Raw genomic sequence first — 14,651 nt, 5'->3', positions numbered from 1 at the left:
CGGCTTACGCCTTATCCGGCCTACAGATTTTTCGCCCCGGCCCGCAACGTGCCGCCGGGCGAAAAGATCACAGCTACTTCTTCAACTGATCTTTAATCTTCTTCTGCCACACCAGTAGCTCAAAGACGCCGAACAGAAAAATACGGATTTTCTCTCCGTTGGTCATCTGCGGGCCATCTTTAGGCATGGTGCTTTTTAGCAGCGCCAGCTGCATGCCATGCATCAGCACCATAAATATCAGTGCGACGTTAACGAAGATGTTAAGCGGGCGTGGAAAGGGTTGGAAAATATTCAGTAGTAAAAATGCCCAGACGCACAGCATCAGCAGGCGTCCCAGGTTAATCAGCATCGTGCTCTCCTCGTGCTTCACGTTGGTACAGGCGATAGGCGACCTGTCCGGCGACTTTCTCACGGTATAGCGACCAGTTCACCGGAACCGGCGGTAAGCCGTTTTCTACTTCGCTTTCAACGTAAATATACGCTTCATTTGCCAGCCAGCCATGAGTTTCCAGAAGAGTTAATGTTTCTTCCAGTAATCCTTTGCGAAACGGCGGGTCAACAAATACCACGTTATGCGGCGTACCTGCCTGAGCCAAAAATGTCAGCGTATTGGTATTGACGACGCGGGCATGGGAGGCTTTTAGCGTGGCGAGATTCTTTTGTAGCTGCTGAGATACCGCGCGATCCATCTCCAGAAGCGTCGCATTTGCCGCATAGCGAGAGAGGGCTTCCAGCCCCAGCGCGCCGCTGCCGGCGAAGCAGTCCAGACAGTGAGCATCGACCATTACCGGGGCCAGCCAGTTAAACAATGTTTCGCGCACACGGTCGGTGGTCGGACGTAAGCCGGGGCTGTCCGGAACCGGGAGTTTACGGCCACGCCATTGCCCGCCAATAATGCGGATCTGGCCGCTACCAGAGTGATTCGGTTTTTTCATTTCTATTATTGCTCAATCCGCCTATAGCATGTCATTCCAGGCGGTGATGTGAGTTAAGTTAAGTGATAGACTATTTCATCATTTTTTTAGCTGCTATGTACATAGCGTTGACGCTGTGCCATGAAGCAACAGCGGGGGAGTGTAGTCGCAAATGGCGAAAGAGAAAAAACGTGGCTTTTTTTCCTGGCTGGGCTTTGGTCAAAAAGAGCAGGCACCGGAAAACGAGACAGAAGTAAAAAATGAAGAACAACAACCGGTTGCTGAAGAAACTACCGTCGTTGACGAACAGCCGCACGTCGAGGAAACCCATAGCGAGGCTGAAACGCAAGCCTTTGCAGCTGAAGTCGTTGAAGTAACTGAACAGGTTGCGGAAATCGAAAAACTGCAGCCGGAAGAAGAACCTGTCGCCGAACAAGCGCAGCCGGAGATTGAGCCGGTTGCTGAATCCGTTGCTGAAACTGTAGTGGAAACGCCAGCTGCGGTGGTTATCGAACGCGAAGAATTGCCGCTGCCGGAAGAGGTGAAAACCGAAGAAGTTACTGCCGAAGAGTGGCAGGCCGAAGCGGAAACCGTGGAAATCGTTGAGGCGGCTGAAGAAGCGGTTATGGTGGTGCCGGTAGAAGAACCTGCTGTAGAAGAACCGGTAGAAGAAGAGGTGGTCCAGGAGCAGGAAAAACCAACCAAAGAAGGTTTCTTTGCGCGCCTGAAACGCAGCCTGCTGAAAACAAAAGAAAACCTCGGTTCCGGATTTATCAGTCTGTTCCGTGGTAAAAAAATCGACGATGATCTGTTTGAAGAGCTGGAAGAGCAACTGCTGATCGCTGATGTGGGTGTAGAAACGACCCGCAAGATCATTGCGAATCTAACGGAAGGCGCCAGCCGCAAGCAGCTTAAAGATGCGGAAGCGCTGTACGGTCTGTTGAAAGAAGAGATGGGCGAGATTCTGGCGAAGGTTGACGAACCGCTGAACGTTGATGGCAAAACACCATTTGTTATCTTAATGGTTGGTGTCAACGGCGTGGGCAAAACCACCACTATTGGTAAGCTTGCGCGTCAGTTTGAGCAGCAGGGTAAATCGGTAATGCTGGCGGCAGGTGATACTTTCCGTGCGGCGGCGGTAGAACAGCTGCAGGTTTGGGGTCAGCGTAACAACATCCCGGTGATTGCTCAGCATACTGGCGCGGATTCCGCGTCCGTTATCTTTGATGCCATCCAGGCGGCGAAGGCGCGTAACGTAGACGTGCTGATCGCGGATACCGCAGGGCGTTTGCAGAATAAATCGCACCTGATGGAAGAATTGAAAAAAATCGTTCGCGTCATGAAGAAGCTGGACGAAGATGCGCCGCATGAAGTTATGCTGACTATCGACGCCAGCACCGGGCAGAATGCGATAAGCCAGGCCAAACTGTTCCATGAAGCGGTGGGCTTAACCGGTATCACCCTGACCAAGCTGGACGGTACGGCGAAGGGCGGGGTTATCTTCTCGGTTGCCGATCAGTTTGGCATCCCTATCCGCTATATCGGTGTGGGTGAACGTATCGAGGATTTACGTCCGTTTAAAGCGGACGATTTTATAGAGGCACTTTTTGCCCGAGAGGATTAACAATGATTCGCTTTGAACATGTCAGCAAGGCCTATCTCGGTGGGAGACAAGCGCTGCAGGGAGTGACCTTCCATATGCAGCCTGGCGAGATGGCGTTTCTGACCGGCCACTCCGGCGCGGGGAAAAGTACCCTGCTGAAGCTGATTTGTGGAATTGAACGGCCCAGCGCCGGGAAAATCTACTTTAGCGGGCATGACATCAGCCGTTTGAAAAACCGTGAAGTGCCGTTTCTGCGTCGTCAGATTGGCATGATTTTTCAGGATCACCACCTGTTGATGGACAGAACCGTGTTTGACAATGTGGCAATCCCGCTGATCATCGCGGGTGCCAGCGGGGATGATATTCGTCGTCGCGTGTCAGCGGCGCTGGATAAGGTCGGGCTGTTGGACAAAGCGAAAAACTTCCCGATTCAACTCTCCGGCGGTGAACAACAACGCGTCGGCATCGCCCGCGCGGTGGTGAACAAACCTGCGGTGCTGCTGGCGGATGAACCAACGGGGAACCTGGATGACGCGCTGTCAGAAGGGATCCTTCGCCTGTTCGAAGAGTTTAACCGCGTCGGGGTCACGGTATTAATGGCCACGCACGATATTGGCCTGATCTCCCGTCGCTCCTATCGCCAAATGGTTCTGAGCGATGGACATCTGCATGGAGGCCTGGCGCATGAATAGACGTGACGCTATTAACCAAATCAAACAGTTCGGTGGCCGACTGGATCGCTTTCGTAAATCGGGCGGTGCGTCGGGTGACGGCGGTCGCAACGCGCCAAAGCGTGCGAAAGCCGCGCCAAAGCCGAATTCGCGTAAAACCAATGTCTTTAACGAGCAGGTACGTTATGCGTTTCAGGGCGCGTTACAGGACCTGAAAAGCAAGCCGCTGGCGACGTTTCTGACGGTGATGGTCATTGCCATCTCCCTGACGCTGCCTAGCGTGTGCTACATGGTTTATAAGAACGTAAACCATGCGGCAAGCCAGTATTATCCGTCTCCGCAGATCACCGTTTATCTGCAAAAAACGCTGGATGATGATGCGGCGGCGCGGGTGGTTGGTCAGTTGCAGGCCGAACAGGGCGTGGAGAAAGTGAATTATCTTTCCCGTGACGACGCGCTGGGCGAATTCCGTAACTGGTCTGGCTTTGGCGGCGCGCTAGATATGCTTGAAGAGAACCCGCTTCCGGCCGTGGCGGTTGTTATCCCGAAACTGGACTTTCAGGGTACGGAGTCGCTGAACACGCTGCGTGACCGCATCGCACAAATCAACGGTATTGATGAAGTGCGAATGGATGACAGCTGGTTCGCTCGCCTGGCGGCGCTGACGGGCCTTGTCGGACGCGTTTCCGCGATGATCGGCGTGCTGATGGTGGCGGCGGTCTTCCTCGTCATCGGTAACAGCGTGCGGCTGAGTATTTTTGCGCGACGCGATACCATTAACGTGCAAAAACTCATTGGCGCGACGGATGGATTTATCCTGCGTCCGTTCCTCTACGGCGGTGCACTGCTCGGTTTTTCCGGTGCATTTCTTTCACTGATTTTGTCAGAAATTTTGGTGATGCGTCTGTCGTCAGCGGTGACTGAGGTGGCACAGGTATTTGGAACCAAGTTTGATATCAATGGTTTATCATTCGACGAGTGCCTGTTATTGCTGCTGGTGTGCTCAATGATTGGCTGGGTGGCAGCCTGGCTTGCCACGGTTCAACATTTACGCCACTTTACCCCCGATTAAAAAATCTCTGGTATAATCTTTCCCTGCACTGAGTAGTTCGCTCTGCAGGGAAAGAGTCCCTGTGATCTCTTCCCGGCGTATTCATTGTGATGTCACATTTTGTGCGTAATCTATACACATTACGACATGGAACTTGTGGATAAAATCACTGTCTGATAAAAGATTGAATGATATTCTCGTTGCTCATAAGCTCTGGCATGGTTGTTGCTACTGGTTTTTGTTAATTAGTTTTTAGCCAATGCGCCAGATGAAAAGATTGAGAGGATTTGAATGACCAAAGAAATGCAAAATTTAGCTTTAGCCCCTGTTGGTAACCTGGAATCTTATATCCGGGCTGCGAACGCGTGGCCGATGTTGTCGGCTGACGAGGAGCGGGCACTGGCTGAAAAGCTGCATTACCAGGGCGATCTGGAAGCAGCTAAAACGCTGATCCTGTCTCACCTGCGCTTTGTTGTTCATGTTGCTCGTAATTATGCGGGCTATGGCCTGCCGCAGGCGGATCTGATTCAGGAAGGTAATATCGGCCTGATGAAAGCCGTGCGCCGTTTCAACCCGGAAGTGGGTGTGCGCCTGGTTTCCTTCGCCGTGCATTGGATCAAAGCTGAGATCCACGAATACGTTCTGCGTAACTGGCGTATCGTTAAAGTCGCGACCACCAAAGCGCAGCGTAAGCTGTTCTTTAACCTGCGTAAAACCAAACAGCGTCTGGGCTGGTTTAACCAGGACGAAGTTGAAATGGTTGCTCGCGAGCTGGGTGTTTCCAGCAAAGACGTGCGCGAAATGGAATCCCGTATGGCGGCACAGGACATGACGTTTGACATGTCTTCAGACGATGAGTCTGACAGCCAGCCGATGGCCCCGGTGCTGTATCTGCAGGATAAATCTTCTAACTTTGCCGACGGCATTGAAGAAGATAACTGGGAAGATCAGGCCGCGAACAAACTGACCCACGCAATGGAAGGTCTGGACGAGCGGAGCCAGGACATCATTCGTGCCCGTTGGCTGGACGAAGACAACAAGTCGACGTTGCAGGAACTGGCCGATCGCTACGGCGTTTCCGCTGAACGTGTTCGTCAGCTTGAAAAGAACGCCATGAAAAAACTGCGCGCGGCGATCGAAGCGTAATCTTCCAGCCGATCTGGAAATGCTGATAAACCCTGGATGAAAATCCGGGGTTTTTTGTTTTTATCTCTCCCCCTCTCTCCTGACGTTTAAGCTTTTTGTCATCAAGTTGTTATCTGCATGTCAAATTTAGCTATTCCAAAATAATAAAAATCGGGTATGTTTTAGCAGAGTATGCTGCTAAAGCACGGGTGGCTATCCAATAATCGAAATAAAGTGCTGAACAACAACATCACAACACACGTAATAACCACAATAATGGGGATTGTCAGGATGAATATGAAGGGTAAAGCGTTATTGGCAGGATGTATCGCCCTGTCTTTGAGCAATATGGCGTTTGCTAAGGATATTAAAGTTGCCGTCGTCGGCGCGATGTCCGGTCCGGTAGCGCAGTATGGCGATCAGGAATTTACTGGCGCAGAGCAGGCGATTGCAGATATCAACGCCAAAGGCGGCGTGAAAGGCGACAAACTGGTCATGGTGAAATATGACGATGCCTGTGACCCGAAACAAGCGGTAGCGGTAGCTAACAAAGTGGTCAACGACGGGATTAAATATGTTATCGGCCACCTGTGCTCGTCCTCCACTCAGCCTGCGTCAGATATCTATGAAGACGAAGGCATTCTGATGATCACCCCAGCGGCAACGGCGCCGGAGCTGACCGCGCGCGGTTATAACCTGGTGATGCGTACCACCGGTCTGGATTCCGATCAGGGCCCAACCGCTGCCAAATATATCGTTGAAAAAGTGAAGCCGAAGCGCATTGCGATCGTTCACGACAAACAACAGTACGGTGAAGGCCTGGCGCGTTCCGTGCAGGACAACCTCAAGAAAGCCAACGCTGACGTGGTGTTCTTCGACGGGATCACCGCTGGCGAGAAAGATTTCTCTACGCTGGTGGCGCGTCTGAAGAAAGAGAATATCGATTTCGTTTACTACGGTGGTTACCACCCGGAAATGGGGCAGATTCTGCGCCAGGCACGCGCTGCGGGTCTGAAAACCCAGTTTATGGGACCAGAAGGGGTAGCGAACGTGTCGCTGTCTAACATCGCGGGTGAGTCTGCAGAAGGCTTACTGGTAACGAAACCGAAGAACTACGATCAGGTTCCGGCGAACAAACCGATTGTGGACGCGATCAAAGCCAAGAAACAAGATCCGAGCGGTGCATTCGTATGGACCACCTACGCCGCGCTGCAATCCTTGCAGGCCGGTCTGAACCAGTCTGACGACCCGGCTGAAATTGCCAAATACCTGAAAGCAAACTCAGTGGAAACCGTCATGGGGCCGCTGTCATGGGATGCGAAGGGCGATCTGAAAGGCTTCGAATTCGGCGTGTTTGACTGGCATGCAAACGGGACGGCGACCGACGCCAAATAATTTTCCTGGCGCCTTTCGCGCTGCAGATGCGTTGGCTACGTTATTCAACCCCGGTCACTTACTTATGTAATCTCCCGGGGACTTCATAACTTGCCGCCTTCCTGCAACGTGAAATTCTTGGAAAATTGCGAGATGGTTTTTTATTTTTTGCTCCCAGCATGTAGGCCGGATAAGCGTCAGCGCCATCCGGCTTTTTTATCTTTTTTCCCAGCCATTCTCCTGGGCTGTAAACCCTAACGCCTGCATAAACGCGGCCATCACGCTGCGGTCTTCAACGCCGACGTCGGCCATCCACCATGAACTCACGTCAGGGTTTTCCCGGATGACTTCTTCGATCAAATACTGCCCGACGCCGCGACGGCGGGTGATATCGCGTACGCGCAATGAATCTAATGCACCTTGCGTGCCGCTCAGGGTTACGCGAACTGCGCCTAACAGACGCTCGTTAAAGCGTGCGGCGTAGATCCGGTGCGTTTCATCTACGCTTAACGATGAGGCGGAATATTCCGGCCAGATTTTGCCCAGATCAATCTGGTCCTGGTCGCTAAAGTTATCTAAACGAACGATGGTCAGCTTCATTAACAGCATGTCCAAATCACAAAAGATGGAATGAGTGTACCGAAATAATTCACCCGGATGCTTTCTCTTTTTTATGTGAATAACCAGATTAATAATTTTGTAACAACGGTAATGACAGTTTGAAACCGTAGAGATTGAAAAATAGGCAGAATAATACCCTGGGATGCAGCATTTTATTCGGCTCTTTGTACCGTTATTTTATGCTGACAAACGTGCTTTTTTTTGTTTATCTATAGTGAAAAGCAGAATATTATCTTTTCTTAATCGACTGAAAAATAGAGATTTTAGCCTGATTTTGCTTAAAAAACTGCGCTAAACCATTAATGAGACTGGTAAAAATAGTGCAGTTCAAAAAAAGCACAGACTGCTTTTTAACCACATAAATACAAAATATTAATTACGTCACGAATGGGGATTCAGGTAATGAAACGGAATGCGAAAACAATCATCGCAGGGGTGATAGCACTGGCAATGTCACACGCGGTCATGGCGGAAGATATCAAGGTCGCTGTTGTCGGCGCGATGTCAGGTCCGGTCGCGCAGTGGGGCGATATGGAATTTAATGGCGCACGTCAGGCCATTAAAGATATCAATGCCAAAGGCGGGGTCAAAGGCGACAAACTGGTTGCTGTGGAATATGACGACGCCTGCGATCCGAAACAGGCCGTTGCGGTAGCGAACAAAATCGTCAATGACGGCATTCAGTACGTTATTGGTCATCTGTGCTCATCTTCCACGCAGCCCGCATCAGATATCTATGAAGATGAAGGCATTCTGATGATTTCTCCGGGTGCCACAAACCCGGAACTGACCCAGCGCGGTTACGCTCACATTATGCGTACCGCGGGCCTGGACTCCTCTCAGGGGCCGACCGCCGCGAAATACATTCTGGAGAAGGTGAAGCCACAGCGTATCGCCATCATTCACGATAAACAGCAATACGGTGAAGGCCTGGCGCGTTCGGTGCAGGACAGCCTGAAAGCGGGCAAAGCCAACATCGTTTTCTTTGACGGTATCACCGCCGGGGAAAAAGATTTTTCTGCGCTGATCGCTCGCCTGAAAAAAGAAAATATCGACTTTGTTTATTACGGCGGCTACTACCCGGAAATGGGGCAAATGCTGCGCCAGGCGCGTTCCGTCGGGCTGAAAACCCAGTTTATGGGACCTGAGGGCGTCGGCAATGCGTCGCTGTCTAACATCGCCGGTGATGCTGCTGAAGGCATGCTGGTAACCATGCCAAAACGCTATGACCAGGATCCGGCGAATAAGGCTATCGTCGATGCGCTCAAAGCTGACAAGAAAGATCCAACCGGACCATACGTGTGGATCACTTATGCAGCCGTCCAGTCATTGGCGACAGCAATGGATCGCAGCGGTAGCAAAGAGCCGTTGGACCTGGTGAAAGATCTGAAAGCACACGGGGCTGATACCGTGATTGGGCCGCTGAAATGGGACGAAAAAGGCGATTTGAAGGGATTTGAGTTTGGTGTCTTCCAGTGGCATGCAGACGGTTCTTCGACCGTCGCGAAGTAATACCTGAAGACGAGTTATCCCACCGCCCGTGCAAAACGGGCGGGTTTAAAAAGGTTACCTTATGTCCGAGCAGTTCCTCTATTTCTTGCAGCAGATGTTTAACGGCGTCACGCTGGGAAGCACCTACGCGCTGATCGCCATCGGTTACACGATGGTGTACGGCATTATCGGCATGATCAACTTCGCCCACGGCGAGGTGTATATGATCGGCAGCTATGTCTCCTTTATGATCATCGCAGCGCTAATGATGATGGGCATCGATTCCAGCTGGCTACTGGTCGCGGCGGGCTTCGTCGGCGCAATTGTGATTGCCAGCGCCTACGGCTGGAGCATTGAACGCGTGGCGTATCGGCCCGTGCGCAGCTCCAAGCGTCTGATCGCGCTGATTTCCGCTATCGGGATGTCCATCTTCCTGCAAAACTACGTCAGCCTGACGGAAGGTTCGCGCGACGTGGCGCTGCCCAGCCTGTTTAATGGCCAGTGGACTGTCGGCAGTAGCGATAACTTCTCTGCTTCCATCACCACCATGCAGTTGGTTATCTGGATCGTAACCTTCCTGGCGATGCTGGCGCTGACGCTGTTTATCCGTTACTCCCGTATGGGCCGCGCCTGCCGTGCCTGTGCAGAAGACCTGAAGATGGCCAGCCTGCTCGGCATCAATACCGATCGCGTGATTGCGTTGACCTTTGTGATTGGTGCGGCAATGGCGGCGGTAGCGGGCGTGCTGCTCGGTCAGTTCTATGGCGTAATTAACCCATACATCGGCTTTATGGCCGGGATGAAGGCCTTTACCGCGGCGGTACTGGGCGGCATCGGCAGCATTCCTGGGGCGATGATCGGCGGCCTGATTCTGGGCGTTGCGGAAGCGCTTTCCTCTGCTTATCTGAGTACTGAATACAAAGACGTCGTTTCATTCGCGCTGCTGATTCTGGTGCTGCTGGTGATGCCGACCGGTATTCTGGGTCGCCCGGAGGTAGAGAAAGTATGAAACCGATGCATTTTGCAATGGCGCTGCTCTCTGCCGCTATGTTCTTCGTCCTGGCGGGCGTCTTTATGGGGGTTCAGTTAGAGCTGGACGGTACCAAGCTGGTAGTCGATACCGCTGCGGATATCCGCTGGCAGTGGGTGTTTATCGGCACTGGCGTGGTCTTTCTCTTTCAGCTGTTGCGTCCAGCCTTCCAGAAAGGCCTGAAGAGCGTCTCCGGGCCGAAGTTTATTCTGCCGGCGATTGATGGCTCCACCGTTAAACAGAAGCTGTTCCTGGTGGCGCTGCTGGTGATTGCCGTGGCGTGGCCGTTTATGGTTTCGCGCGGAACGGTGGATATCGCCACGCTGACGATGATTTATATCATCCTCGGCCTCGGCTTAAACGTGGTGGTGGGGCTTTCCGGCCTGCTGGTGCTGGGCTACGGCGGCTTCTATGCCATCGGCGCTTACACCTTCGCGCTGCTGAACCACTATTACGGACTCGGCTTCTGGACCTGCCTGCCGCTGGCAGGGCTGGTTTCCGCGGCAGCGGGCTTCCTGCTCGGCTTCCCGGTACTGCGCCTGCGCGGTGATTATCTGGCGATTGTGACCTTAGGCTTCGGCGAAATCGTCCGCATCCTGCTGCTCAACAACACCGAAGTAACCGGTGGTCCAAACGGTATCAGCCAGATCCCGAAACCGACCTTTTTCGGTCTGGAGTTCAGCCGTACCGCCCGTGAAGGCGGCTGGGATACTTTCAGCAACTTCTTTAACGTCAAGTACGATCCGTCTGACCGCGTCATTTTCCTCTATCTGGTGGCGCTGCTGCTGGTGGTCTTCTCGCTGTTTGTTATCAACCGTTTGCTGCGTATGCCGCTGGGGCGTGCGTGGGAAGCGCTGCGTGAAGATGAAATCGCCTGTCGTTCTCTGGGCTTAAACCCTACGCGCATCAAGCTGACAGCCTTTACCATCAGCGCCGCGTTTGCCGGTTTTGCCGGTACGCTGTTTGCCGCGCGCCAGGGGTTTGTTAGCCCGGAATCCTTCACCTTTGCCGAGTCGGCCTTTGTGCTAGCGATTGTGGTACTGGGCGGAATGGGCTCACAGTTTGCGGTGATCCTCGCTGCCATCCTGCTGGTAGTGTCACGCGAGCTGATGCGTGATTTCAACGAATACAGCATGTTAATGCTGGGTGGTTTAATGGTACTGATGATGATCTGGCGTCCGCAGGGCTTGTTGCCGATGACCCGTCCACAGTTGAAGCTGAAAAACGGGGAAGCAAAAGGAGAGCAGGCATGAGTCAGCCATTATTATCCGTTAACGGCCTGATGATGCGCTTCGGCGGTCTGCTGGCGGTAAACAACGTTGAACTGGAACTGCGACCGCAGGAGATCGTTTCGTTAATCGGCCCGAACGGTGCGGGGAAAACCACGGTCTTTAACTGTCTGACCGGTTTTTATAAGCCGACCGGCGGGACGATTAAGCTGCGCGACCAGCACCTGGAAGGGCTGCCGGGTCAGCAAATCGCGCGTATGGGCGTGGTGCGTACTTTCCAGCACGTGCGTCTGTTTCGTGAGATGACGGTGATTGAAAACCTGCTGGTGGCGCAACATCAGCAACTGAAAACCGGCGTCTTCTCCGGCCTGTTGAAAACCCCGTCGTTCCGTCGCGCGCAGAGTGAAGCGTTGGATCGCGCCGCCACCTGGCTGGAACGTATTGGCTTGCTGGAGCACGCCAACCGTCAGGCGAGTAACCTGGCCTACGGCGACCAGCGCCGTCTGGAGATTGCCCGCTGCATGGTGACCCAGCCGGAAATCCTGATGCTCGACGAACCCGCTGCGGGACTCAACCCGAAAGAGACCAAAGAGCTGGACGAGCTGATTGCTGAACTGCGTAACCATCACAACACCACCATTTTGTTGATTGAGCACGACATGAAGCTGGTGATGGGGATTTCCGACCGTATTTACGTGGTGAACCAGGGCACGCCGCTGGCGAATGGGACGCCGGAACAGATTCGTAATAACCCGGATGTTATCCGCGCCTATTTAGGTGAAGCATAATGGGGGCGAGGCTTAATATGGATAAAGCGATGTTATCGTTCGACAAAGTCAACGCCCACTACGGCAAGATACAGGCGCTGCACGATGTCAGCTTGTATATCAATCAGGGTGAAATCGTTACTCTGATTGGTGCCAACGGCGCGGGAAAAACCACGCTGCTCGGCACATTGTGTGGCGACCCGCGAGCGACCAGCGGGCGAATCGTCTTTGATGGTAAAGACATTACCGACTGGCAGACGGCGAAAATCATGCGCGAAGCGGTAGCGATTGTGCCGGAAGGGCGTCGCGTGTTTTCCCGCATGACGGTGGAAGAGAACCTCGCGATGGGCGGCTTCTTTGCCGAAAAGGACCAGTTTCAGGAACGCATCAAATGGGTATATGACCTGTTTCCCCGTCTGCATGAGCGTCGTATTCAGCGTGCGGGAACGATGTCCGGCGGTGAACAACAGATGCTGGCGATAGGCCGCGCGCTGATGAGCCAGCCGAGGCTGCTGCTGCTTGATGAACCGTCGCTGGGTCTGGCGCCGATTATCATCCAGCAGATCTTTAACACCATCGAACAGCTGCGCGAACAGGGGATGACCATCTTCCTCGTCGAACAGAACGCTAACCAGGCGCTGAAGCTGGCCGATCGCGGCTACGTGCTGGAAAACGGTCATGTGGTGCTGGAAGACACCGGTGATGCGTTACTGGCTAACGAAGCGGTGCGTAGTGCGTATCTGGGCGGTTAACCATTCTCTGAATAGATAAGGGGCCGCTGTGGCCCCTTTTTATTGCTCTATGTTATTATTGAGAATAGTTATCAATAATAAAAATGAACATGGAGAAAGGATGATTCGTTCAGGTACCCGCATGATGACTGGCAGTTTGTTTTTGACGCTTTCATTAACTACCCTGGCCTCAACACCGCCAGCGTTTGACCCGCGCGATCCCGCTATCTGGGAAGAGAAACCGGCCAACCCGTTAGCGCAATCCGACTCGCCCTGCGAAGTGTTTACCAGCTCGGTATGCCCAGGCTGGGATGATGATAAATCGGATATCCAACGTGAACGTGAGCGGCGAGAGCAGCAGCGTTTACAGAATGAATATGAACGACGCTGGCGTCGGGATTAATCTTCCTTGCTGGAGCAGCAGATAACGCCATCCAGGCCGGAGAAGGTATAGCGATATCCGGCTTTGTTGTGCACCACCCCGCATTTTCCTGTCACTACGCTTTCACCGCCTTGCCATCTGTTTGTCGCCTTACTATCTTTTTTTTGTAATAAAAAAGTTATTTTTCTGTCATTCGAGCATGTCATGTTACCCCCGCGAGCATAAAACGCGTGATATCGCGCATCCGGCACAACAAGAGAGATAACCGATGATATCGTTACGACATACAGCTTTAGGACTGGCACTTAGCCTGGCATTTGCAGGTCAGGCACTGGCGGTCACCACTATCCCGTTCTGGCACTCAATGGAAGGCGAACTGGGTAAAGAAGTTGATTCACTGGCGCAACGTTTTAATGCAGCCAATCCCGACTACAAAATTGTTCCGCAGTACAAAGGCAACTATGAGCAGAGCCTGAGTGCAGGAATTGCTGCTTTCCGTACCGGAAACGCGCCTGCGCTGCTGCAGGTTTATGAAGTGGGCACGGCAACCATGATGGCCTCAAAAGCCATTAAACCGGTCTATGAAGTATTCAAAGAGGCTGGCATTAACTTCGATGAGTCTCAGTTCGTACCGACCGTTTCCGGTTACTACACCGACTCTAAAAGCGGACACTTGCTCTCCCAGCCGTTTAACAGCTCCACTCCGGTGCTGTACTACAACAAAGATGCCTTCAAAAAAGCCGGTTTAGACCCGGAGCAGCCGCCGAAAACCTGGCAGGATCTGGCGGAGTACACCGCGAAGCTGAAAGCCGCAGGCATGAAGTGCGGTTACGCCAGCGGCTGGCAGGGATGGATTCAGATTGAAAACTTCAGCGCCTGGAACGGTCTGCCGGTAGCAACCAAAAACAATGGCTTTGACGGTACTGACGCGGTGCTGGAGTTCAATAAACCGGAACAGGTGAAACACATCGCTCTGCTGGAAGAGCTGAACAAAAAAGGTGATTTCAGCTACTTCGGGCGTAAGGACGAATCCACTGAGAAGTTCTACAACGGGGATTGTGCCATTACCACCGCCTCTTCCGGTTCGCTGGCGGACATCCGCCACTACGCTAAATTCAATTATGGCGTCGGGATGATGCCGTACGATGCCGATGTGAAGGGCGCGCCGCAGAATGCGATTATCGGTGGGGCCAGCCTGTGGGTGATGCAGGGTAAAGATAAAGCAACCTACGAAGGCGTGGCGCAGTTCCTCAACTTCCTGGCGAAGCCTGAAATTGCTGCCGAATGGCACCAGAAGACCGGCTATCTGCCGATCACCACCGCTGCCTACGACCTGACCCGTGAACAGGGCTTCTATGAGAAGAACCCTGGGGCTGATATCGCCACCCGCCAGATGCTGAACAAGCCGCCGTTGCCATTCACCAAAGGACTGCGTCTGGGCAATATGCCGCAGATCCGCACTATTGTGGATGAAGAGCTGGAAAGCGTCTGGACCGGGAAGAAAACCCCGCAGCAGGCACTGGATGCCGCCGTTGAGCGTGGCAATCAGTTACTGCGCCGCTTTGAGCAATCGACCAAGTCTTAAGTGTATAAGTGCCGGATGGCGCTGCGCTTATCAGGCCTACAAGTTCGTAGTTTGTAGGCCGGATAAGGTGCTTGCAC

The 14,651-nt window shown here is 53.0% G+C and carries 15 protein-coding genes and 1 pseudogene; 12 read left to right on the top strand and 4 right to left on the bottom strand.

Annotation, left to right across the window (positions count from 1 at the left end):
• Positions 1-73: 73 nt before the first annotated feature.
• Together OGY18_RS18555 and rsmD are read right to left on the bottom strand one after the other, a co-directional pair.
• Positions 74-349 (bottom strand): DUF1145 family protein, encoded by a 276-nt coding sequence (locus OGY18_RS18555; RefSeq protein WP_003023415.1) that lies wholly within the window; start codon positions 347-349, stop codon positions 74-76.
• Entirely contained in the window at positions 339-935 is a 597-nt protein-coding gene (gene rsmD, locus OGY18_RS18550; RefSeq protein WP_003827565.1) for a 16S rRNA (guanine(966)-N(2))-methyltransferase, read from the bottom strand. The genes OGY18_RS18555 and rsmD overlap by 11 nt, the downstream gene beginning before the upstream one ends.
• A 151-nt stretch (positions 936-1,086) precedes the next feature.
• Here rsmD and ftsY point away from each other — a divergent pair, with 151 nt between their 5' ends.
• From ftsY to livJ, 5 genes are all read left to right on the top strand, one after another.
• On the top strand, positions 1,087-2,538 hold the full coding sequence (gene ftsY / locus OGY18_RS18545) for a signal recognition particle-docking protein FtsY (RefSeq protein WP_286553960.1): 1,452 nt from the start codon (positions 1,087-1,089) through the stop codon (positions 2,536-2,538).
• Positions 2,539-2,540: 2 nt separating this feature from the next.
• A complete protein-coding gene (gene ftsE, locus OGY18_RS18540; protein ID WP_003023420.1) occupies positions 2,541-3,209 on the top strand; it encodes a cell division ATP-binding protein FtsE in 669 nt (222 codons plus the stop codon).
• Positions 3,202-4,260: a permease-like cell division protein FtsX gene (gene ftsX / locus OGY18_RS18535; RefSeq protein ID WP_003827568.1), complete on the top strand. Its 1,059-nt coding sequence runs from the start codon at positions 3,202-3,204 to the stop codon at positions 4,258-4,260. Before ftsE ends, ftsX begins: the two co-directional genes overlap by 8 nt.
• 270 nt (positions 4,261-4,530) lie before the next feature.
• Complete coding sequence (gene rpoH, locus OGY18_RS18530) at positions 4,531-5,385, top strand: RNA polymerase sigma factor RpoH (RefSeq protein ID WP_003023425.1); 855 nt, start codon at positions 4,531-4,533, stop codon at positions 5,383-5,385.
• Positions 5,386-5,655: 270 nt separating this feature from the next.
• Positions 5,656-6,759, top strand: a complete 1,104-nt coding sequence (gene livJ / locus OGY18_RS18525) for a branched chain amino acid ABC transporter substrate-binding protein LivJ (RefSeq protein WP_139153507.1) — start codon at positions 5,656-5,658, stop codon at positions 6,757-6,759.
• Between the two features lie 83 nt (positions 6,760-6,842).
• Here livJ and OGY18_RS27575 read toward each other — a convergent pair.
• Positions 6,843-6,970, bottom strand: a pseudogene (locus tag OGY18_RS27575) (hypothetical protein).
• Positions 6,955-7,338 (bottom strand): aspartate 1-decarboxylase autocleavage activator PanM, encoded by a 384-nt coding sequence (gene panM, locus OGY18_RS18520; protein WP_003827573.1) that lies wholly within the window; start codon positions 7,336-7,338, stop codon positions 6,955-6,957. The pseudogene OGY18_RS27575 and the gene panM overlap by 16 nt, the downstream one beginning before the upstream one ends.
• Positions 7,339-7,761: 423 nt before the next feature.
• On the opposite strand from panM, the gene livK reads away from it, so the two are divergent.
• From livK to ugpB, 7 genes are all read left to right on the top strand, one after another.
• Positions 7,762-8,871 carry a high-affinity branched-chain amino acid ABC transporter substrate-binding protein LivK gene (gene livK, locus OGY18_RS18515; protein ID WP_003023433.1) on the top strand — a complete coding sequence of 370 codons (1,110 nt, stop codon included), beginning with the start codon at positions 7,762-7,764 and terminating at the stop codon, positions 8,869-8,871.
• A gap of 61 nt (positions 8,872-8,932) precedes the next feature.
• Positions 8,933-9,859 (top strand): high-affinity branched-chain amino acid ABC transporter permease LivH, encoded by a 927-nt coding sequence (livH, locus tag OGY18_RS18510; RefSeq protein ID WP_003827575.1) that lies wholly within the window; start codon positions 8,933-8,935, stop codon positions 9,857-9,859.
• The gene (gene livM / locus OGY18_RS18505) at positions 9,856-11,133 is read left to right on the top strand and encodes a branched chain amino acid ABC transporter permease LivM (protein ID WP_048215381.1); all 1,278 of its coding nucleotides are present in this window, start codon (positions 9,856-9,858) and stop codon (positions 11,131-11,133) included. The genes livH and livM overlap by 4 nt, the downstream gene beginning before the upstream one ends.
• The gene (gene livG / locus OGY18_RS18500) at positions 11,130-11,897 is read left to right on the top strand and encodes a high-affinity branched-chain amino acid ABC transporter ATP-binding protein LivG (protein WP_003023438.1); all 768 of its coding nucleotides are present in this window, start codon (positions 11,130-11,132) and stop codon (positions 11,895-11,897) included. The genes livM and livG overlap by 4 nt, the downstream gene beginning before the upstream one ends.
• A 17-nt stretch (positions 11,898-11,914) precedes the next feature.
• Positions 11,915-12,628: a high-affinity branched-chain amino acid ABC transporter ATP-binding protein LivF gene (gene livF / locus OGY18_RS18495; protein ID WP_003827581.1), complete on the top strand. Its 714-nt coding sequence runs from the start codon at positions 11,915-11,917 to the stop codon at positions 12,626-12,628.
• Between the two features lie 100 nt (positions 12,629-12,728).
• A complete protein-coding gene (locus OGY18_RS18490) occupies positions 12,729-13,010 on the top strand; it encodes a hypothetical protein (protein ID WP_286553958.1) in 282 nt (93 codons plus the stop codon).
• Between the two features lie 247 nt (positions 13,011-13,257).
• Positions 13,258-14,574, top strand: coding sequence for a sn-glycerol-3-phosphate ABC transporter substrate-binding protein UgpB (ugpB, locus tag OGY18_RS18485; RefSeq protein WP_003827583.1), 1,317 nt, complete (start codon positions 13,258-13,260; stop codon positions 14,572-14,574).
• Positions 14,575-14,651: the final 77 nt, after the last annotated feature.

The organism is Citrobacter sp. Cpo142, assembly GCF_030332425.1.
Taxonomy (GTDB): Bacteria; Pseudomonadota; Gammaproteobacteria; order Enterobacterales; family Enterobacteriaceae; genus Citrobacter; species Citrobacter portucalensis.
This window is presented reverse-complemented; position numbering and strand designations above follow the sequence as displayed.

Bases quoted from the DNA above. Each gene is read 5' to 3' on its own strand.
- livK (WP_003023433.1), top strand. From the start codon at position 7,762: ATGAAACGGAATGCGAAAACAATCATCGCAGGGGTGATAGCACTGGCA.
- ftsE (WP_003023420.1), top strand. From the start codon at position 2,541: ATGATTCGCTTTGAACATGTCAGCAAGGCCTATCTCGGTGGGAGACAA.
- rsmD (WP_003827565.1), bottom strand. From the start codon at position 935: ATGAAAAAACCGAATCACTCTGGTAGCGGCCAGATCCGCATTATTGGC.
- rpoH (WP_003023425.1), top strand. From the start codon at position 4,531: ATGACCAAAGAAATGCAAAATTTAGCTTTAGCCCCTGTTGGTAACCTG.
- livH (WP_003827575.1), top strand. From the start codon at position 8,933: ATGTCCGAGCAGTTCCTCTATTTCTTGCAGCAGATGTTTAACGGCGTC.
- panM (WP_003827573.1), bottom strand. From the start codon at position 7,338: ATGAAGCTGACCATCGTTCGTTTAGATAACTTTAGCGACCAGGACCAG.
- OGY18_RS18555 (WP_003023415.1), bottom strand. From the start codon at position 349: ATGCTGATTAACCTGGGACGCCTGCTGATGCTGTGCGTCTGGGCATTT.
- ftsX (WP_003827568.1), top strand. From the start codon at position 3,202: ATGAATAGACGTGACGCTATTAACCAAATCAAACAGTTCGGTGGCCGA.
- livF (WP_003827581.1), top strand. From the start codon at position 11,915: ATGGATAAAGCGATGTTATCGTTCGACAAAGTCAACGCCCACTACGGC.
- livM (WP_048215381.1), top strand. From the start codon at position 9,856: ATGAAACCGATGCATTTTGCAATGGCGCTGCTCTCTGCCGCTATGTTC.
- ugpB (WP_003827583.1), top strand. From the start codon at position 13,258: ATGATATCGTTACGACATACAGCTTTAGGACTGGCACTTAGCCTGGCA.
- livJ (WP_139153507.1), top strand. From the start codon at position 5,656: ATGAATATGAAGGGTAAAGCGTTATTGGCAGGATGTATCGCCCTGTCT.
- OGY18_RS18490 (WP_286553958.1), top strand. From the start codon at position 12,729: ATGATTCGTTCAGGTACCCGCATGATGACTGGCAGTTTGTTTTTGACG.
- livG (WP_003023438.1), top strand. From the start codon at position 11,130: ATGAGTCAGCCATTATTATCCGTTAACGGCCTGATGATGCGCTTCGGC.
- ftsY (WP_286553960.1), top strand. From the start codon at position 1,087: ATGGCGAAAGAGAAAAAACGTGGCTTTTTTTCCTGGCTGGGCTTTGGT.